Source organism: Amycolatopsis decaplanina DSM 44594, assembly GCF_000342005.1.
GTDB lineage: Bacteria > Actinomycetota > Actinomycetes > Mycobacteriales > Pseudonocardiaceae > Amycolatopsis > Amycolatopsis decaplanina.
The window spans coordinates 1-18,611 of sequence record NZ_AOHO01000038.1; the positions used below are offsets into that span (position 1 = coordinate 1).

Sequence of the window (18,611 nt, forward strand, 5' to 3'; positions counted from 1 at the left end):
ACACCGAACAAACCAGACAAAACCACGCCGCCGCTTGACAAACAAAACCCAGGGATGTCTTCACGGACTTGGCAGGCGAAGCGAGGACACGCCCGGGAGCCACGAACTTGATTCATTCCAGAAAATGGGCCAGACTGCGCCCGTGCCCACGACCCCGGACTTCGAGCGGATGCTGCGCGGGGCCTCCCTGCGCGTGACGCGTCCCAGGGTGGCCGTGCTGACAGCGGTACGCGACCACCCGCACGCCGACACCGACTCGATCATCGGTGCCGTGCGTACAGAGCTCGGCGAGGTCTCTCACCAGGCCATTTACGACGTGTTGCGGGCACTGACCACCGCGGGGCTCGTACGGCGGATCCAGCCGTCGGGTTCCGTGGCACGCTATGAGTCCCGGGTCGGGGACAACCACCACCACGTCGTGTGTCGATCATGTGGTGCCATCGCCGACGTCGACTGCGCCGTCGGTCCCGCACCCTGTTTGACCGCGTCGAACGACCAAGGCTTCCTGATCGAAGAGGCCGAGGTCATCTACTGGGGCCTGTGTCCCGACTGTGCGATCGAACCCCGTTCCTGAGCCCTGCAGTTCTGATTCCCGGAAGGATTCCCGTGTCTGACAGCCCGGACGCCGTCATCGGCGAAATGAACGAAGAGAGCGCGGGCGGCTGCCCCGTCTCGTCGGGCCGCCGTAACCACCCCACCGAAGGCGCGGGCAACCGTGACTGGTGGCCGAACCAGCTCAACCTGAAGATCCTCCGGAAGCACTCCGCCGCTTCCGACCCGATGGACGCCGGGTTCGACTACGCCGCCGAGTTCAAGACGCTCGACCTCGGTGAACTCGCCAAGGACGTCGACGCGGTCCTCACGACTTCGCAGGACTGGTGGCCCGCGGACTTCGGCCACTACGGCGGCTTCATGATCCGCATGGCGTGGCACAGCGCGGGCACCTACCGGATCGAGGACGGCCGTGGTGGCGCGGGCGCGGGCATGCAGCGGTTCGCCCCGCTCAACAGCTGGCCGGACAACGGCAACCTGGACAAGGCCCGCCGCCTGCTCTGGCCGGTGAAGAAGAAGTACGGCAGCAAGATCTCGTGGGCCGACCTGATGATCTTCACCGGCAACCGCGCCCTGGAGACCATGGGCTTCAAGACCTTCGGCTTCGCCGGTGGCCGCGCGGACGTCTGGGAGCCGGACGAGGACGTGTACTGGGGCCCCGAGCGCACCTGGCTCGGCGACGAGCGCTACACCGGTGACCGTGAGCTGGAGAACCCGCTGGCCGCCGTGCAGATGGGTCTCATCTACGTGAACCCGGAAGGCCCGAACGGCAACCCGGACCCGCTGGCCGCGGCCCGCGACATCCGCGAGACCTTCGGCCGCATGGCGATGAACGACGAAGAGACCGTCGCGCTGATCGCCGGCGGCCACAGCTTCGGCAAGACGCACGGCGCGGCCGACCCGGACAAGTACGTCGGCCCCGAGCCCGAGGGCGCTTCGATCGAGGAACAGGGCCTGGGCTGGAAGAACACCTTCGGCAGCGGCAAGGGCCGCGACGCGATCACCAGTGGTCTCGAGGTCACCTGGACGCCGACCCCGACCCAGTGGAGCAACTGGTTCTTCCACAACCTCTTCGAGTACGAGTGGGAGCTGACCAAGAGCCCGGCGGGCGCCCACCAGTGGACGCCGAAGGACGGCAAGGCGAAGAACACCGTGCCGGACCCCGAGGACGGCAAGCTCAACCGCGCTCCCGGCATGCTCACCACCGACCTGGCGCTGCGCTTCGACCCGGTCTACGAGCAGATCTCGCGCCGGTTCTACGAGAACCCGGACCAGTTCGCGGACGCCTTCGCCCGCGCCTGGTTCAAGCTGACCCACCGTGACATGGGCCCGATCCAGCGCTACCTCGGTCCGCTGGTGCCGCAGGAGACGCTGATCTGGCAGGACCCGGTGCCCGCCGTCGACCACGAGCTGATCGACGACGCGGACATCGCCGCCCTCAAGGAGAAGCTGCTCGCTTCGGGCTTGTCGGTCTCGCAGCTGGTCTCCACCGCTTGGGCGTCGGCCTCGACCTTCCGCGGCAGCGACAAGCGTGGTGGCGCGAACGGTGCCCGCATCCGCCTCGAGCCGCAGCGCGACTGGGAGGTCAACGACCCGCAGACGCTGTCTCAGGTGCTGCGGACCCTCGAGGGTGTCCAGGAGGCGTTCAACAGCGCCCAGACCGGCGGCAAGAAGGTCTCACTCGCCGACCTGATCGTGCTGGGTGGCGTCGCCGCCGTCGAGCAGGCCGCCAAGGACGGCGGCCACGACGTCACCGTGCCGTTCACCCCGGGCCGCACCGACGCGACGGAGGAGATGACCGACGTCGAGTCGTTCGCCCCGCTGGAGCCGACCGTCGACGGCTTCCGTAACTACCGCGGCAAGGGTCACCGTCTCCCGACGGAGTACCTGCTCCTCGACCGCGCGAACCTGCTGAACCTGAGCGCGCCCGAGATGACCGTCCTCGTCGGCGGTCTGCGTGTCCTCGGCGCCAACGCCCAGCAGTCCCAGCACGGCGTGTTCACCGAGAAGCCGGGGTCGCTGACCAACGACTTCTTCGTGAACCTGCTCGACATGGGTGTCCAGTGGACCGCCACGTCGAGTGACGCGGAGACCTTCGAGGGCCGCGACTCGGCGACCGGCGAAATCAAGTGGACGGGTACCCGTGCCGACCTCGTGTTCGGGTCCAACTCCGAGCTTCGTGCGGTAGCGGAGGTCTACGCCAGCGACGACGCCAAGGAGAAGTTCGTCCGTGACTTCGTGTCCGCGTGGGACAAGGTCATGAACCTCGACCGGTACGACCTGGTCTGAAGCTGATCCGAACGTCCGGGCCCGTCGCATCCGCGGCGGGCCCGGACGTTTTCACTGGTGCTGCAGGTCCGGTTCCGGACAGTCGCCCGCCTTGCGTTCGAGCGCGGTCGTGAAGACACCCAGCGCCATCATGCCGACGCCGAGGCCCATGTGTGCATTTCCGTGCGGGGGTCGTGAGTGATAAAGAGGGTTATTGAGGGGAAAGTCAAAGGTGGCGTGTTGCGTGCCGGAGGCCGGCTGATCGCGATCTCACCGTCCACAAGGGACACGAAACTCCTCTGTGTGCCCGATTTGAGCGGTTTTCGCGGGGGTCGTGAGTGGTAATGATCGTTCTAGCCCTCTTTACCACTCACGACCCCTGTGAGAACTGGACATCAGGACATCAATCGGGCGCACAGTTCGCGCGAAGTGTCCCTTGTGGACACATTGCGCCGGGGGCATCCCCGCGAGTCAGTCCGGAACCCTGCTGTCCGGGGCGGCCATCTCATCGCGAGTTGGCGAAGGACGGCCTGTGCGGCAGGGGTTCGATCACGCCATGTTTGACTTACCCCTCAATAGAACGCTCTTTACCACTCACGACCCGCGTATGAAGCCACGCCAGGTCGCGGTAGCTTGGGCGGCTGCCGCCTGCCGCGAATGCCGGTTTCGTTCATGATTCCCGGCTATCCCGGTCTCGGCCGGTGAAGCCTTCTTGCTCGACGCTCTTGCGTTGTTCCGCCGGTGAGTCCGGGTTGTCGTGCTGATCCGCGCCTTCGGCCGGATCAGTGGGGCGGGCGCCGCGGACCGTGTCTTCGTTCTCCATACCGGCCGAGTACCCGCGAGCTTCGGGGCAATCCTCCGCCCGGCTCCTGGCGCGCGTCCGGCCACTGGGTCGTACAGACTGTGGCGTGTCCGGGTTTCGATCAATGAGCGGGAGGAACGGGTGCCGGAACTGCTGGCCGCGGGTGGCTGGGGCCTGCTGGCCGGGTCGGCCTTGCTGCTCGGCGCGATGGCCGGTTTCCTGATCCGGATTCCGGGCAGGGCCGTGGCCGGCGTGATGGCCTTCGGCAGCGGCGTGCTGATCTCCGCCGTCTCCTTCGAGCTGATCGCCGAGGCGCACGAGAAAGGCGGTTTCCTGCCGACCGCTCTCGGCGCTCTCGGCGGTTCGCTGGTCTATACCTTCGCCAACATCGCGCTCGCCCGGCGAGGCGCCCGTCATCGCAAACGCTCGGGTGACCAGCAGCCGTCCGAAACCGAGCAAGCGGGTTCCGGGACCGCCATCGCGCTCGGTGCCCTGCTGGACGGTGTCCCCGAATCGATGGTGATCGGCACCAGCCTGCTCGGCGGCGGAAATGTCAGTGTCGTGACCGTGGCCGCCGTGTTCATCAGCAATGTCCCGGAAGGGCTGTCCAGCGCCGCTGGGATGAAACGGGCGGGCCGGAGTCCACGCTACGTTTTCACGCTCTGGAGTGGCATCGCCGTGATCAGCGGCGTGGCGGCTCTGATCGGCTACGGCGTTCTCGGCGGCGCCTCCGGCACCGTCCTGGCGGTGATCACCGCGATCGCGGGTGGCGCGATCCTCGCGATGATCGCCGACACGATGATCCCCGAAGCCTTCGACGACGCGCATCTGTGGACCGGCCTGATCACGGTCACGGGCTTCCTCACCGCGTTCGGCCTTGCGCGCGTGGGTGGCTGACACCCGAAGGAAGCCCGCGACCCGCCGATCAGCGGCTGGACGGGGGCGGGATCGGCGCTCCGGGGCAGGACCCGTCGCTGGTCTTGCCGGTCGAGAAGAACTCGACGGCCTTGCTCACGCAGGGGAGCGAGGACAGCGAACCGTGATGGTCGTCCTCGACGGTGAGCAGGGCGCCGCCGATCCGCTCGCGCATGGCCAGTGCCCAGCCGATCGGGGTCACCGGTTCGTAGGTGTGCCCGACCAGTTGCAGCGGACTGGTTCCCTTCGTGAAGTTCCACGGCTGGACCGGTAACGGCCAGCCCGCGCACCGGCCGTTCCAGATCCCGGGGGAGGCGACGGCCGGGTACTCCCGGATGCGGTCGAGCCGCCGTTGCCAGATCGTCTCGAAGTCGCGAGGCCCCACGGAGGCGTTGCAGAGGATCGCCGTCTGCTGGAAGGTGTTGTACCCGTTCGGGTGTGCGTTCCAGCCGAACCCGCGACCTCGCTCGGACGTGGGTTTCGCGGTGGGGACGCCGCCGTCGCGCAGGGCCGCGAGCGCCTTCGCGGCGTTCGCCCAGTCGCGGCGGGGACCGGCGAGGTATCCCTTCACCGTCTCGCCGTCGACGGTCTCGCCGTTCACCGTCCGGGGATGTTCGGTGAGTTCGTCGCGGAGCTTCATCAACGCTTCGAGCACCGCCGGCTGTCGGTCGCCGAAGTGGTAGATGGCGTCGTAGCGGGTGATCCAGCCGGTGAACTCCCGGACCGTGACCTCGCCTGCCGCGATCATCGCGTCGTCCATGGCGCCGACGTCGAGGGTCGGTGACATGACGGAGTCCAGCAGCATGCGATCCACCCGGGAGTCGAACTCGCTGCGATAGGCGGCGCCCAGCGCGGTGCCCCAGGAGACGCCGTAGAACCCGATCTTCGACTCGCCGAGCGCCTCTCGGATCCGGTCCATGTCGCGGGCGACGTTCTCGGTGGTCAGGTTGCGGACGAACTCGGGATCGGCCGCGACGCAGCGCTGGTTCATCTTCGCGTCCCGTTCGAACACGAACCGCGCCTTCTCCTTGTCCGGCAGGGAAACCGGGGGCTCGGCGTCGTCACCGGGCAGCGACGGACAGGAGACGTCGGCGCTGTAGCCGACACCTCGCGGATCGAACCCGATCAGGTCATGGTCGGCGCCGATCCCGGCGGCCTCGCTGTCGGTGATCCACCGTGGCTGGTGGATACCGGACTGGCCGGGGCCGCCGGGATTCAGCAGTACGACACCTCGCCTCCGGGCGTGGCCGGTCGCCTTCTGCCGGGAGACCGCGATGTCGATCTTCCGGCCGTCCGGCCGCGCGTAGTCGACCGGGACGGTCACCATGGCGCATTCGGTGCGCCGGTCGTCCGTGGGTTCCCAGCCCGTCGCGACGTCCTTGCAGGGTTCCCAAATGGGCGACGCCGAGGCGAGGGCCGGTGTCGCGAGTGCGACCATCGTCGTCGCGACCAGCACGGACGCGACCCGGTTTCGGGACATGGGCGGTTCTCCAAGGCTCGGCGGCGGGACTTCGTCAGCCTCGCCGCGCGCCTCGGCCGTCCACATCGGCCGATCGGCCGATGATCACCGGACGTCGGTTCAGACCTCGCCCGACGCCAGCAGGGTCAGCAGTTCGGCGTGCCCGGCCTGGGTGATCAGGCTGGCCGCGTCGAAGTAGATGCGCTCGTTGGTGATCCTGTCCTCGGCGAAGAAGAACACCGCGATGATCGGCACCCGGAACGCCTTACCGGTGGGCGGGCGGCCGTAGAACTCGCCGAGGTTGGTGCCGAGCAGGTCGAATTCGACGATGACCGACTCGTCGGCGAAGTGGTACCGGACGTTGTCGTGCCGCTGGTCCGGGAACGCGGTGCGGGTCATGCGGTAGTACGCCATGACCTCTTCGTCGCCGTCGAAGATCTGCCCGGTCGCCATGATCTCGTAGTGCGGATGGCCGTTGAAGGTGCCCAGTGTGCGGTCGAACTCGTGGGCCACCTCGGTGTCCATGTGTTCTTCGATGATCTTGTGGCGGCGCTCGCGCAGGTCTTCGCTGATCACTGATCCTCCGGGTCGTTTCTGGTCGCGATCCGGAGCCTACCGCCCGCGGCCTCGTCGTCGGTTCCGTAGAGCAGGCGGCCGCACGAGCGCGAAAGGCAGGTCATGGCCTCGATCTTGTGGCCGGGGAAGTCGCCGATCTTCGCCGGAACGGGGGAGAGGGCGATCGAACCGTCGGAGCGGAGCACGCCCGCCAGGTACACGGCCGAGTCGAACGGGCCCTCGTCGCCGGGGTCGGAGGCGGCCGAGACCAGTACGCGGTCGTCAGCGGTGATCTCGACGTCCGAGGTGTGCCGGACGTCGGTGGCCGGATACGGGACACGGAACGGGATCGATTTCGGCTTCTTGAAGGACAGCTTCGAGACCGAGAACTCCGCGGAGTAGAGCGTGGCCGGACGGGCGTCCTGACCGCGGTCCGCCCAGACCGCCAACAATCGGTCCTTCACCTTTTTCAACGCGAAACCCTCGTAATTGTCGTCCGGGTCGCCTTTCGGCACCTGGAAAGTGCCGAGCACTTTCAGTCGACGGTCCTTCAGTGTGAAGTGAAAGCCTTTGCCGTCGCTGGTCAGCGCGATGAATTCGCCGGTCTTGCCGGGCACGGCTTCGGCCGCTTCGAGATCGACCGGGAGCTCACCGGGCCAGTCGATCGAGTCCACCTTGGACACCTTGCCGTGATCGAGGCGGACCCGGACCGCGCGGTTCTCTCCGGTCTTCTTGTTGTCCCGCAGGACGAGTGCGTCGATCCGGTCCTCGTCCCTGTCAAGGACGGCGATGCCGCTGGCGCCGGAGGTCATCCCGGTTCCGATGGATTCCCACCCGTCGTCCGCGAGCGCCGCGGGCGGCAGGAGCAGGGGAATGGTCAATGCCGGAAGAATCGCGAGTGAAGCGAATTTCATGCCGAAAAACTAGTTCAGGAACGGGCCGGGAGAAAGGCCGGAATCGATGCACTCCGTTCCGGCGCGGATCCTCCGGATCCGCGCCGGAACGCGTGCCGGTTCAGCTGCAGGACAGGGTGCCGGCGCGGAGCGCGTGGCCGCCTTCGTTGCCGTCGTCGGCCCAGACCACCTGCTTGCTCCCGGAGGCGCACGTGGAGGAGATGGCGAAGCCTTCGTTGTTGTAGTCCGGCATCCCGCCCGGACGGTCGTACGTGGCCGTGACGGCGAACTTGCCCTGCGCGTCGACGGCGAGTGTCGTCGAGTCACCGCCGCAGGTGTCGTCGCAGACCGCCCACAGCTTGCCGGTCGAAGCCTCGTACTCGAGTTCCATGATCGAATCGAGCCCGCTCGCGAAACTCGCGACCCGGGTGTACTTCCCGCCTGCCTGGTCGAGCGCGTAGGCGTAGATCATCCCGTTGCTTTCGAGGCCGACGAGGTAGAGGCCGGTGCCGTGGCCGGGATAGCCGCTCGGGTTGTACGGCGCCTTCGTCCGTTCGTCCACGAATCCCTTGGCGGTGAGGGCGCTGTCCGGGATCCACGAGACGGCTTCGAGGCCGTCGTTGGCCGAAACCTTCGGCAGGTCCGCCGTCAGATCCCATTCGGCCTTGGCGGTGAGGGTCTTGGCCGTGCCGGAGACGTCGTACCGGAGCACCTTGAGCGCGCTCGTCTTGCTGTTGTCGCCGTCGCGTTCGGTGGCCGCGACCACGCCGTCCGGGGTGGCTACGACGGCTTCGGCGTCGGGATCGCCCTTGCCGTCGCGGTAGCGCAGCGCCTTGCCCGACGACCAGCCGTTGGCGGTGTCCGGCTGCCATTTGGTGCCGTTGCGCACGAGGCGGTACAGCGTGCCGGGACCGTTCTTCACCGCCCACAGGACGTCGGGGTTCCCGAAGGACAGGCCGCTCATGTTGCCGCCGAGGACGTTCGAACCGTCGGCGTTCGTGACGGTCGAGCCACCAGGCCAGGGACTGTTCGCCTCGGTGCTCGCGGTGGCGGTAGTGGCGGGCAGGACCAACAGGGCCGCGGCGACGGTGGCCACGGCGGCGGGTCGGATCCGGCGAGGTGATCGGGGCATTCGCGCTCCTTCGGGGCGGACGAAGTGGGTCGCGGCGTGTCATCACAAGTTAAGTAAGTTTCCTTACAAATACAAGATATCGCCAAGCTCCCACGAAACGAAGCAACGTCAGATTTACAAAAGATGTCTACTTGTCAAACTGGATGTACATCACCTACAGTTTTGTAAACCCAGCCAACGGAGGAGGGTGCGATGAGCGAGATGACGGGCACGATCCCGGCGGGCTCGACCGAACGGTGGACCGACCGCAAGCGATATCTGTGGCTGATCGGCCTCGTGGTCCCCTCGCTCGCGTTCCTGGCCATCGGGCTGCACGCGGCCACCGGGTGGGGCGTGTGGTTCTGGATCGGACCGATCGTGATCCTGGTGATCGTGCCGCTGATCGACCTGCTGGCCGGGCTGGACCGCGGTAATCCGCCCGATGACGTGATCGAACGGCTGGAGCGGGATCGCTACTACCGGTGGATCACCTTCGCGTTCCTGCCCATCCAGTACGCGGGTTTCGTCGTCGCGTTCTGGTTGATCGCCCGCGGGGACCTGTCCGTCGCGGACAAGATCGGATTGGCGATCTCGATCGGCTGTATCGGCGGTATCGGCATCAACACCGCGCACGAATTGGGGCACAAGAAGGAAAGTCACGAGCGCTGGCTGTCGAAGATCGCGCTGGCACAGAGCTTCTACGGTCACTTCTACATCGAGCACAACCGCGGCCACCACGTCCGGGTGGCGACTCCGGAGGACCCGGCCAGCAGCCGGGTGGGGGAGAGCTTCTACCGGTTCTGGCCGCGCACGGTGTTCGGCTCGCTGAAATCCGCGTGGGGCCTGGAGCGCAAGCGGTACGCCCGTCGCGACCGGCATCCGTTCCGGATCGGCAACGACGTGCTCAACGCCTGGCTGATGTCGGCGGTGCTGTGGGCGGCGATGACCGTGTGGCTGGGCCCGGGGATCCTGCCGTACCTGGTGATCCAGGCCGTGATCGGCTTCTCGCTGCTGGAAGTCGTGAACTACATGGAGCACTACGGCATGCGGCGGCAGATGGTCGGCCCGCCGAACCGCCGCCGTCACGAACGAGTCGATCCCAGCCACAGCTGGAATTCCAACAACATCGCCACCAACGTCCTGCTCTACCACCTGCAGCGGCACAGTGATCACCACGCCAACCCGACCCGCCGTTATCAGACGCTGCGCGACTTCGCGGAGTCGCCGGTACTTCCGACGGGCTACGCCGGGATGATCGTGCTGGCGCTGTTTCCGCCGGTGTGGCGTCGGGTGATGGATCCGCGGGTGCTCGCGCATTTCGACGGCGACATCTCCCGCGCCAACATCCAGCCGTCGAAGCGGGCCAAGGTCCTGGCGCGCTACGGAACACGCGTCACCGCGCCGTCCCGGGTCGTCGCCGACACGCACGGCGACGCGACCGAGGGCGGGATGTGCCCCGGCTGTGGCTACGTCTACGACGAGAAACTCGGCGACCCACGTGAGGGTTTCCCCGCCGGAACGCCGTGGTCGGCGATCCCGGATTCGTGGTGCTGTCCGGACTGCGGGGTGCGGGAGAAGGTCGATTTCGTGGCACCGGGAAGGGTCGGAGCATGATGAAGATCGAGGCGGACCGCGCGAAATGCGACGGGCTGGGCATGTGCGAGGCGATGGCGCCGGACTTCTTCGAGGTCGGCGACGACGGCACGGTCGTGGTGCTCGACGAGCGGCCGGGTGAGGAACACCGCCAGGATCTGTCGGCCGCCGTCGACGCCTGCCCTGTCCTCGCCCTGAAGCTGCGGGACTGATCATGACACTGGTCGTCGTGGGGGCGTCACTGGCCGGACTGCGCGCGGTGGAGGCCGCGCGCCGGGACGGGTACCGGGGACGGATCGTGCTGATCGGCGCGGAGGATCACCCGCCCTACGACCGGCTCCCGCTGTCGAAATCGTTCCTCGACACGGAAGGCCCCGGACGTGTCGATCCGTTCCACACCGAGGCCACGCTACGCGACGAGTTCGGCGTCGAACTGATGCTCGGCGCGCCCGCGGACGGACTGGACACCACCGCCCGCGAGGTGTCGGTCGCGGGCACGACGGTTCCCTACGACGCGCTGGTGATCGCGACCGGCGCCACCCCGCGTCGGCTGCCCGGAAGCGAAGGGATCGCCGGGGTCCACACGCTGAGGACCGCCGAGGACGCGCTGGCCGTCCGGGCCGCGCTCGACAACGGGGCGCGCACGGTCGTGATCGGTGCGGGTTTCATCGGCTCGGAGGTCGCCGCGGCGGCACGGAAGCGGGGATTGTCGTCGACGATCGTCGAGGCGCTCGACGTTCCGCTCACCCGATCCGTCGGGGCCGAGACCGGCGCGGTGTGTGTCTCGCTGCACCGGGAGGCGGGTACGGAACTGCGGTTGTCGACGACCGTCGCCGGCCTGGAAACCGACCGCGGTGTGGTGACCGGCGTCCGGCTTTCGACCGGCGAGGTGCTGCCCGCGGACCTGGTGGTCACCGGAATCGGCGTCGTCCCGGCCACCGGCTGGCTGGCCGGGAGCGGGGTCCCGCTGCACGAGCACGACGGCGGGGTGGTGTGCGATGCCACGCTGGCGACCGGGGTGCCCGGTGTGTACGCGGCAGGGGATGTCGCACACGCCTCGAACCCGTTGTTCGACGGCGAGTCGATGCGCCTGGAGCACTGGACGAACGCCGCGGAGCAGGGGGCCGCGGCCGCTCGTCACGCGCTAGCCCCGGAATCGGCGCGTGCGCTGGCGCCGGTGCCGTACTTCTGGTCGGACTGGTACGACCACCGGATCCAATTCGTCGGCACCCCGCGCGCGGACGAGGTGGTGACCGCCGTCCCGGAGTCCCGCGGCTTCACCGCGCTGTACCGGCGCGGGGACCGGATCGTCGGGGCGCTGACGATCGACCGGCCGCGCGAGATCATGAAGTACCGCCGCCACATCGCCGGGCGGGCGCCGTGGCCGGAGGCACTGGCGTTCGCGGCTGGAACGGCGGCTTAGAATGACGATCATGAGCGAGGCACCGGTCACGGGGGGTCCGTACCGTCAACCGATCGTCGCGTCGGCGATCGAGTTGACCGTGCGTTCCGGCTGGTCCTCGGTGACGATGAGCAAACTCGCGGAGATCGTCGGCGTCAGCCGCCAGACCGTCTACAACGAACTCGGCTCGAAGACCCAGCTGGCCGAAGCGATGATCTCGCACGAACTGGCACGCTTCCTGTCGGTCGTCCAGGAAGCCTTCGAACGGCACCCCGACGACCTCGTCGAGGCGATCCACGACGCCGTCCGCGGTGTCCTCGAACTCGCCGACGACAATCTCCTGCTGCGGGCCATCGTCTCGGCCACGCACGGCGCCGACACCGAGTTGCTGCCGCTGCTGACGGTGCGGGCCGGGAGCCTGCTGAGCGAAGCGACGGTCATGCTGCGCGGCCGTGTTCGCGCCTACGATCCACCGCTGGACGCCGAACATCTCGACGTCGCGATCGACGTCGTGGTCCGGACCGTGCTGAGCCACATCATGCAGCCGTCGGACACCCCGGCTCGCACGGCCGACGCGCTGGCGTGGATGGCTTCGCGCGTGCTCGGCGCGACGACGGCCCGCTCACTGCGGCATCCGTCGCGGTATTAGGGCCGCGGTCTCCGCCGGGCTCGAGCGGGTGTTGTCGATGCGCAGGCGATCGTGCCGCTCGAGCAGGTTCTGGGCGTACGTGCGTCGCGTGCCGTCGGTGTTCATGACGTAGTCGCGGTCGAGTCATGTGGTTGTGGAACAGCTCGACCCCGGTGAGCTCGCACAGCTCTTCACCGACGGTGCCCGTTGCTCGCCAGCCGCTACCAGAGGTTCGCCCAACGCTGCCGTTGTGCTCCGGCTCCCTGGGACTTGGGTCTCTACACCACGCCGCCGGGCAGGTGTTGGCTGTCAGGGAGAGGAGCGGACCGATGGGCATCGTCGAGATCGTTGTCGTGATCGTCGTGGGCGTGGCGCTGGCGTCTGCGCTGTGCCGGCTCGTGTACTTCGCGGCCGCCGGTGAGGCTCGACAGGAACGGTGCGAATGGCACGAGCGCCACAGCCACGGCTGAATGCCTGGACGGCGAGCCTCCTTTCTCGGTCAGGGCGGGGCATCGGTGTCAGGGTGCCCAGTCGCCGCGACCCGTAGCGAAGCCCCACAAACCGGTAGGTGAACACCGAACCCCTCTAGGAGCGACCGATGACGGACGTGGTGGACGTGGAGCCCGGTGTCCAGCTGGATCCGACCGAGCAGCTGGATCGGCTGTTGCGGGATCTGCGCAGCTCCCGCTCGGGGTTGAGCAGCCGGGACGCGCAGCGGCGGTTGGTCCATGTGGGGACGAACGAGTTACGTCGGCGGGGCGGGCGGACGTGGCCGCGGGAGCTGGTGCGGCAGTTCACGCACCCGCTGGCGCTGTTGCTGTGGGCGGCGGCTGGCCTGGCGTGGTTGGTGGGCATCGAGCCGGTGGCCATCGCGATCGTGGCGGTGATCGTGATCAACGCGGCGTTCGCGTTCGTGCAGGAGCAACACGCCGAGAAGGCGGTGGAGGCGCTGGCCGCCTACCTGCCGATGCGGGCCAAGGTCCTGCGCGACGGACGGGTGGCCGAGATCGAGGCCATCCAACTGGTGCCGGGTGACGTGCTGATCATCGAGGAAGGCGACCGGATCTCGGCGGACGCCCGGCTGCTCGACGGCGGTATCGAGGTGGATCTGTCCGCGCTGACCGGGGAGGCGCTGCCGGCGTTCCGCTCCGCCGACCTCCTCGACTCCCAGGTACCGCTGCTTCAGGCGCGGGACCTCGTGTTCAGCGGCACGACCTGTACCGAGGGCGAAGCCCGCGCGGTCGTGTTCGCCACCGGCATGCGCACCGAGCTGGGCCGGATCGCCGCCTTGTCCGAGCGGGTGGAACGGGACGAGAGCCCGCTGGAGCACCAGGTGCGCCGGGTCGCCTGGCTGATCGCGCTGATCTCGGTGCTGATGGGGGTCGCGTTCATCCCGGTCGCGACTCTCGGCGCGGGGCTGTCGTTCCTCAACGCGGTGATCTTCGCCGTCGGACTCCTGGTGGGCAACGTGCCCGAAGGGCTGTTGCCGGTGATCACCCTGGCACTGGCGATCGGCGTCCGCGGCCTGGCCCGGCGCGGCGCGGTCGTCAAACGGCTCAGCGCGGTCGAGACCCTCGGGTCCACCGATGTCATCTGTACCGACAAGACCGGCACCCTGACCGAGAACCGGATGCGTGTCACCGTCATCCACACCGCGACCGGAACCCACACCCTCGATCCCGACCGGCCGCCGCCTGGTGAGGCGACACTCATCCACTTGGCGACCGCGATGGCCGCCTGCAACAACGCCCGCATCGACGACCCCGACCACACGACCGGTGACCCCACCGAGGTCGCCATGCTGGGCGCCGGTGTTCTGCTGGGCGTGTCCCTCGACCCGGACGAGCGGCTGCGTCGGCGGCGCAGCCAGTTCCACTTCGACCCGTCCCTCAAACGCATGTCCACCCTCGACGCGGACGACCAGGGACACACCTGGCTGCATACCAAGGGCGCCCCGGAGACCGTGCTGCCGCTGTGCGCCACCGAACTCGACACCGACGGCCACCCACGGCCACTCACCCCAGCCCGGCGCGGTGAGCTCGCCGATCTCGTCGATACCCAAGCACAGCGAGGACTGCGGGTTCTCGCCGTCGCCGAACGCCCACTCGCCCCCGACGCCGCTCCAACCGACCGTGACCAGGCCGAGCGCGACCTGACCCTGCTCGGCCTGGTGGCCATGGTCGACCCGCCTCGCCCCGAAGTCGCCGACGCCGTCGCCCACTGCCACACCGCGGGGATCCGCATCATCGTCATCACCGGCGACCACGGCCTCACCGCCGCGGCCATCGCCAAACAAGTCGGGATCACCCGCACCGAACCGACCGTGATCACCGGCTACGAACTCGACCGGATGAGCGAAACCGACCTCGACACCCTGCTTGCCGGACCGTCCGAACTGATCTTCGCCCGGTCCTCACCCGAAGCCAAGCTCCGCATCGCCGACGCCCTGCGCGACGCCGGACACGTCGTAGCGATGACCGGCGACGGTGTCAACGACGCCCCCGCGCTCCGCCGCGCCGACATCGGCATCGCCATGGGCCGCTCCGGCACCGACGTCGCCCGGGAAGCCTCCACCATGGTGCTCACCGACGACAACTTCGCCACCATCACCGCCGCCGTCCAAGCCGGGCGGCGGGTCTACGACAACATCCGCAAGTTCATCCTCTACATCTTCGCCCACGCCACCCCCGAGGTGACGCCGTTCGTGGTGTTCGCGCTGTCCGGCGGCGCCGTTCCCTTGCCGCTGACCGTGCTGCAGCTACTCGCCTTCGACGTAGGCACCGAAACCCTGCCCGCACTGGCCCTCGGCCGCGAACCCGCCGAACCAGGCCTCATGCAACGCCCACCCCGCAAGCGCAGCGAACCCGTCATCCGCGCCCCCATGCTGCTGCGCGCCTGGCTGTTCCTCGGCCTCATCTGCGCCGCTCTGGAAATGGCCGGATTCTTCTACGTCCTGCTGAAAGCCGGATGGCACCCCGGAGCGCCCACCGACGTCGGCACACCCCTGCACCACGCCTATCAGCAGGCGACCACCATGACCTTCCTCGGCATGGTCGCCGGCCAGATCGGGACCGCGTTCGCCGCCCGCACAGAACGCGCCTCCCTCCGATCCATCGGCGTCTTGTCCAATCCACTCCTGCTCTGGGGCATCGCCTTCGAACTGGTGCTCGCCGCCGCGATCATCTACCTGCCACCGCTGCAAAGCGTGCTAGGCACCGCCCCTCTCACCCTTGACATGCTCGCTCTTACCGTCCCCTTCCCCATCATCGTCTGGGGTGCTGACGAACTCCGCCGCTGGCTCCTCCGCAGGACGAACAAGCACGCGGCCATTACCTGATCAATCGAGGGCACCCGGCAAGATGGCTCGGCGCGCTCATCGCACTTCAAGCCCCTGGTCGTCGATCAGGCGCCGCAACCAGCATGCTGGTAATGCGCACGTAGCCCGGCAACTGCTCACGGAGTGCTCATCGGCACTGCCGAGTGCTCATCCTCGGCCGCTCCCTGCATTGACCTACGGAAAGTGCAAGAGTCCGGACTGGTGAGTCCCTTGTAGAGACACCGGTGCTGACGCCGTGAAGGCCTCCTTCCTTACTGTGAGGGTAGGGAAGGAGGCCTTCACAGCGTCTCAGGCACTGGCCGCGTGCACCACCGAGCAAATCGTCGGTCCCGTGTGCGACGCTCCACCGATGATCGTCGTGTTCGATGCCGAACTCTGGGTCTGGGACGCCCGCCGCGGGGAGACCTGGACCTTCGTCAGCCTGCCCCGGGACATCTCCGAGGAGATCCGTGAGATCACCGACGGTCCGCGCCGCGGGTTCGGGGCGGTCCGTGTCCAGGTCGGTATCGGTGGCAGCAGATGGAAGACCTCGATCTTCCCGGACTCCCAACGCGGCGCCTACGTGTTGCCGGTCAAGAAAGCGGTCCGCGAGGCCGAAGGGATCGAGGAGGGTGATGTAGCGAAAGTGACCGTCGAGCTGATCGACCGCTGACCGTCAAAGCAGGCGTTCGCCGAGCGGGGTCGTCAGATAGAGGACGCTGCGACCGGAGCGTTCACGCGCGACCAGTCCGCTGTCCCGCAGGATCTTGAGGTGCTGGGAAACCGCGCTCGGCGTCACGCCCAGCGCACGTGCCAGGTCGGTCGTGGTCGCGGGGGAGGACAGCGCCGCGAGGAGAGTGGCCCGCATTCGGCCCAAGAGCCGCACGGTGCCGGACCCCGGTGCTCGAGTCTTGGCCGTCCACAGCGCGCCGGTTCCCCGCGCCGGATAGCGGATCGTGGTCTGGGTCGAGGTGTTGTTCTTGATCAGGACGTAGGGCGAACCGAGTACGACAGGCATCAGCACGAGACCGCCCGGCCCTCGCGCGACGACACGGTGCCGGTTCCGCCAGCGCTCGCCGGCCAGTGTCACCCGGTCGGTATGCCAGCGCAGGTCCGGATGCAGATCCGCGAACAACCGCTCGGCACCGCCTGCGGTCAGTTGCCGCGCGCGGTACCCGACGTCGGCGGCCAGCACCGCCCGCATCCGCGGCCAGTGCGGCGCGACGAGGCGGTCATGGGCTTCGCGTAGTTCGTCGGCGATCTCCCGCAGACCGGATGCGGGGTTGTCGGCGAGTGTCGCAACGTTGCGGGGAAGCCTTGCGCCGAAAACCCGATCGAGGCTCGCTCTCACCCGGGCTTCGGGGGTTCGCCGCACCGTGTCGAGGTCGTTCTCGAGGGAAGCACTTGAGTCCCGCGGGGCGGGGACGAGGAACTCCGGCCAGCTCAGCCTGCCGTTCACGAGCAGTGGCCAGGTCCAGGAGAGATCGAGGGGTTCGCGATCGAGTTCTTCCCGCGCCCACCGCAGCCAGGGCAGATTGACCGTATTCCGGTCGAGGCCGGCGATCTGAAGCAGACAGGCCACGGTTTCGGAGAGCGGCGAGATCGCGAACCGGGTCGCTGCCAGTTCGGCGACGCCGAGTTCGATGGTCATCGGCATCGCCCGAGTATGTAGCCCCGAGCTGAAAGGTGTCCCCGGAACACCGGACGTCGCCACGATCCGACCATGCCCGACCTGCCCCGCGCCTACCGACGACTGTGGTGGGCCACCGGAATCGACAGCCTCGGCAACGGTGTCTTCGCAGCGGCGCTGCCCTTGCTGGCGGTGACAGTGAGCCATGACGCGAGGGACGTCGCCCTGGTCTCGGTCGCGACGTACGCACCGTGGCTTCTGCTGTCGCTCACCGCCGGATCCGTCGTGGACAGGGTCGACCGGACCGCGCTCATGTGGCGGACTCAAGCACTCCAGGCCCTGATCGTCGGTGTGCTCACGGCACTTGTCGCGGCCGGGATGATCAGTGTGCCGGTGCTCGCCCTCCTCGCGTTCGCTTTGGGGTCGTGCGACGTCTTCTACGACAACGCCGCGCAAACGGCTCTTCCGGACCTCGTCCCGGAAGAGCTGCTGCATCAGGCGAACGGCAGACAGCAGGTGGCGACGACCGTCGGCAGGCAGTTCCTGGGGCCGCCTCTCGGAAGCCTGTTCTTCGCGCTCGCCTGGACATTCCCGTTCGCCGTCGACGCCATGTCGTTCGTGCTCGCCGCCGTACTTCTGGTCAGGCTGCCCGGGCGACGCGGACAGGCGGAAAGCGCGAAGGTCCTCGATGGAGTTCGCTGGCTGATGAAGCACCGCCTGCTTCGCACTCTTGCTTTGCTGCTGGGCGTCAACACTTTCTGCGGCCAGCTCGGGAACGCGACTCTCGTGCTGTTCGTGACCGACGTGCTGCGTCTCGGCGCTGGAGCGTTCGGCATGCTGCTCGCCGGGGCGGCGCTCGGCGGCGTCGCCGGCGGAATCGTGGTCTCGCGGCTGGTCGCCCGGCTCGGCGATCTTCGTGCGCTCCTTGTCTCGCTCGCCGTGAACGCCGTTGTTTTCGTCGGGATCGGGTTCAGCCCCCAGATGGCCGTGCTCGGTGCGCTCTTGGCGGTGAGCGGTTTCGTGACGACCATCTGGAACGTAGTCACCGTCAGCGTTCGTCAGCGGGAGGTGCCGTCGTCCTTGCTCGGCCGCGTCAACGGCGTCTACCGGCTGCTCGGCTGGGGACTGATGCCGCTCGGCGCGTTGACCGGCGGGCTGATCGCGCACAGGTTCGGGCTTCGCGTTCCTTACCCTGTCGCGGGTGTCGTCCGAGGCCTGGCGCTCCTGGCCGCGCTTCCGGTGCTGATCCCGGCGATGCGGGACGCTACTCCTCGGTGAGCTCGGCCAGCTGATCCGCGGCGTCCCGGTTGCCGCGCTCGGCCAGCCGCCGCAGTTCGTCCAACGCGCCCAGCTCGGTCGCCGTTTCGATCAGCTGGTCCGCCGCGTCACTGCTGCCGCCGTCGGCCAGCCGCCGGAGTTCGTCGAGGTCGCCGCGCTCGCCGGCGTCCTGGATCCGTTCGTCGACGGCGTCCTGATCATCGCTCATG

The 18,611-nt window shown here is 68.0% G+C and carries 18 protein-coding genes; 11 read left to right on the top strand and 7 right to left on the bottom strand.

Going from position 1 to position 18,611, the window contains the following annotated elements:
* Nucleotides 1-142 precede the first annotated feature (142 nt).
* Nucleotides 143-574, top strand: a complete 432-nt coding sequence (locus H074_RS07645) for a Fur family transcriptional regulator (protein ID WP_007029454.1) — start codon at nucleotides 143-145, stop codon at nucleotides 572-574.
* A 32-nt stretch (nucleotides 575-606) separates the two neighbouring features.
* Complete coding sequence (katG, locus tag H074_RS07650) at nucleotides 607-2,841, top strand: catalase/peroxidase HPI (RefSeq protein WP_039921795.1); 2,235 nt, start codon at nucleotides 607-609, stop codon at nucleotides 2,839-2,841.
* A 649-nt stretch (nucleotides 2,842-3,490) separates the two neighbouring features.
* Here the strand turns inward: katG and H074_RS40685 are convergent.
* Nucleotides 3,491-3,643, bottom strand: coding sequence for a hypothetical protein (locus H074_RS40685; RefSeq protein WP_161630671.1), 153 nt, complete (start codon nucleotides 3,641-3,643; stop codon nucleotides 3,491-3,493).
* A 120-nt stretch (nucleotides 3,644-3,763) separates the two neighbouring features.
* On the opposite strand from H074_RS40685, the gene H074_RS07655 reads away from it, so the two are divergent.
* On the top strand, nucleotides 3,764-4,519 hold the full coding sequence (locus H074_RS07655) for a ZIP family metal transporter (RefSeq protein ID WP_007029456.1): 756 nt from the start codon (nucleotides 3,764-3,766) through the stop codon (nucleotides 4,517-4,519).
* Nucleotides 4,520-4,547: 28 nt separating this feature from the next.
* Here H074_RS07655 and H074_RS07660 read toward each other — a convergent pair whose 3' ends face one another.
* The 4 genes from H074_RS07660 to H074_RS07675 form a co-directional block, all read right to left on the bottom strand.
* Nucleotides 4,548-6,017, bottom strand: a complete 1,470-nt coding sequence (locus tag H074_RS07660) for an alpha/beta fold hydrolase (RefSeq protein WP_007029457.1) — start codon at nucleotides 6,015-6,017, stop codon at nucleotides 4,548-4,550.
* A 99-nt stretch (nucleotides 6,018-6,116) separates the two neighbouring features.
* The gene (locus H074_RS07665) at nucleotides 6,117-6,572 is read right to left on the bottom strand and encodes an ester cyclase (protein ID WP_007029458.1); all 456 of its coding nucleotides are present in this window, start codon (nucleotides 6,570-6,572) and stop codon (nucleotides 6,117-6,119) included.
* On the bottom strand, nucleotides 6,569-7,465 hold the full coding sequence (locus H074_RS07670; protein WP_007029459.1) for a hypothetical protein: 897 nt from the start codon (nucleotides 7,463-7,465) through the stop codon (nucleotides 6,569-6,571). The genes H074_RS07665 and H074_RS07670 overlap by 4 nt, the downstream gene beginning before the upstream one ends.
* A gap of 100 nt (nucleotides 7,466-7,565) precedes the next feature.
* A complete protein-coding gene (locus H074_RS07675; protein ID WP_051071898.1) occupies nucleotides 7,566-8,576 on the bottom strand; it encodes an SdiA-regulated/phytase-like domain-containing protein in 1,011 nt (336 codons plus the stop codon).
* Between the two features lie 192 nt (nucleotides 8,577-8,768).
* Between H074_RS07675 and H074_RS07680 the strand changes: the two genes are divergently transcribed.
* The 7 genes from H074_RS07680 (at nucleotide 8,769) to H074_RS07705 (ending at nucleotide 16,167) form a co-directional block, all read left to right on the top strand.
* The gene (locus H074_RS07680) at nucleotides 8,769-10,169 is read left to right on the top strand and encodes a fatty acid desaturase (protein ID WP_007029461.1); all 1,401 of its coding nucleotides are present in this window, start codon (nucleotides 8,769-8,771) and stop codon (nucleotides 10,167-10,169) included.
* Nucleotides 10,166-10,360, top strand: a complete 195-nt coding sequence (locus tag H074_RS07685; RefSeq protein ID WP_007029462.1) for a ferredoxin — start codon at nucleotides 10,166-10,168, stop codon at nucleotides 10,358-10,360. Before H074_RS07680 ends, H074_RS07685 begins: the two co-directional genes overlap by 4 nt.
* Nucleotides 10,361-10,362: 2 nt before the next feature.
* A complete protein-coding gene (locus tag H074_RS07690; RefSeq protein ID WP_007029463.1) occupies nucleotides 10,363-11,571 on the top strand; it encodes an NAD(P)/FAD-dependent oxidoreductase in 1,209 nt (402 codons plus the stop codon).
* A 1-nt stretch (nucleotide 11,572) separates the two neighbouring features.
* Complete coding sequence (locus H074_RS07695) at nucleotides 11,573-12,199, top strand: TetR/AcrR family transcriptional regulator (RefSeq protein WP_007029464.1); 627 nt, start codon at nucleotides 11,573-11,575, stop codon at nucleotides 12,197-12,199.
* A gap of 308 nt (nucleotides 12,200-12,507) precedes the next feature.
* Entirely contained in the window at nucleotides 12,508-12,648 is a 141-nt protein-coding gene (locus tag H074_RS40690) for a hypothetical protein (RefSeq protein WP_161630672.1), read from the top strand.
* A gap of 128 nt (nucleotides 12,649-12,776) precedes the next feature.
* Nucleotides 12,777-15,515 (top strand): cation-translocating P-type ATPase, encoded by a 2,739-nt coding sequence (locus H074_RS07700; RefSeq protein ID WP_007029465.1) that lies wholly within the window; start codon nucleotides 12,777-12,779, stop codon nucleotides 15,513-15,515.
* Nucleotides 15,516-15,864: 349 nt separating this feature from the next.
* Nucleotides 15,865-16,167, top strand: coding sequence for a DUF1905 domain-containing protein (locus H074_RS07705; RefSeq protein ID WP_007029466.1), 303 nt, complete (start codon nucleotides 15,865-15,867; stop codon nucleotides 16,165-16,167).
* 3 nt (nucleotides 16,168-16,170) lie between these two features.
* Here the strand turns inward: H074_RS07705 and H074_RS07710 are convergent, their stop codons facing one another.
* Complete coding sequence (locus tag H074_RS07710) at nucleotides 16,171-17,151, bottom strand: ArsR/SmtB family transcription factor (RefSeq protein WP_235096693.1); 981 nt, start codon at nucleotides 17,149-17,151, stop codon at nucleotides 16,171-16,173.
* A 66-nt stretch (nucleotides 17,152-17,217) separates the two neighbouring features.
* Between H074_RS07710 and H074_RS07715 the strand changes: the two genes are divergently transcribed.
* The gene (locus H074_RS07715; protein ID WP_007029468.1) at nucleotides 17,218-18,402 is read left to right on the top strand and encodes an MFS transporter; all 1,185 of its coding nucleotides are present in this window, start codon (nucleotides 17,218-17,220) and stop codon (nucleotides 18,400-18,402) included.
* Here H074_RS07715 and H074_RS07720 read toward each other — a convergent pair.
* The gene (locus tag H074_RS07720; RefSeq protein WP_039921796.1) at nucleotides 18,389-18,610 is read right to left on the bottom strand and encodes a hypothetical protein; all 222 of its coding nucleotides are present in this window, start codon (nucleotides 18,608-18,610) and stop codon (nucleotides 18,389-18,391) included. The two genes, H074_RS07715 and H074_RS07720, sit on opposite strands and share 14 nt — an antisense overlap.
* Nucleotide 18,611: the final 1 nt, after the last annotated feature.

Coding starts and splice junctions, on each gene's coding strand:
- H074_RS40685 (WP_161630671.1), bottom strand. CDS start 3,643: ATGGAGAACGAAGACACGGTCCGCGGCGCCCGCCCCACTGATCCGGCC.
- H074_RS07695 (WP_007029464.1), top strand. CDS start 11,573: ATGACGATCATGAGCGAGGCACCGGTCACGGGGGGTCCGTACCGTCAA.
- H074_RS07675 (WP_051071898.1), bottom strand. CDS start 8,576: ATGCCCCGATCACCTCGCCGGATCCGACCCGCCGCCGTGGCCACCGTC.
- H074_RS07680 (WP_007029461.1), top strand. CDS start 8,769: ATGAGCGAGATGACGGGCACGATCCCGGCGGGCTCGACCGAACGGTGG.
- H074_RS07685 (WP_007029462.1), top strand. CDS start 10,166: ATGATGAAGATCGAGGCGGACCGCGCGAAATGCGACGGGCTGGGCATG.
- H074_RS07690 (WP_007029463.1), top strand. CDS start 10,363: ATGACACTGGTCGTCGTGGGGGCGTCACTGGCCGGACTGCGCGCGGTG.
- H074_RS40690 (WP_161630672.1), top strand. CDS start 12,508: ATGGGCATCGTCGAGATCGTTGTCGTGATCGTCGTGGGCGTGGCGCTG.
- H074_RS07670 (WP_007029459.1), bottom strand. CDS start 7,465: ATGAAATTCGCTTCACTCGCGATTCTTCCGGCATTGACCATTCCCCTG.
- H074_RS07700 (WP_007029465.1), top strand. CDS start 12,777: ATGACGGACGTGGTGGACGTGGAGCCCGGTGTCCAGCTGGATCCGACC.
- H074_RS07705 (WP_007029466.1), top strand. CDS start 15,865: ATGATCGTCGTGTTCGATGCCGAACTCTGGGTCTGGGACGCCCGCCGC.
- H074_RS07710 (WP_235096693.1), bottom strand. CDS start 17,151: ATGCCGATGACCATCGAACTCGGCGTCGCCGAACTGGCAGCGACCCGG.
- H074_RS07720 (WP_039921796.1), bottom strand. CDS start 18,610: ATGAGCGATGATCAGGACGCCGTCGACGAACGGATCCAGGACGCCGGC.
- H074_RS07715 (WP_007029468.1), top strand. CDS start 17,218: ATGCCCGACCTGCCCCGCGCCTACCGACGACTGTGGTGGGCCACCGGA.
- H074_RS07660 (WP_007029457.1), bottom strand. CDS start 6,017: ATGTCCCGAAACCGGGTCGCGTCCGTGCTGGTCGCGACGACGATGGTC.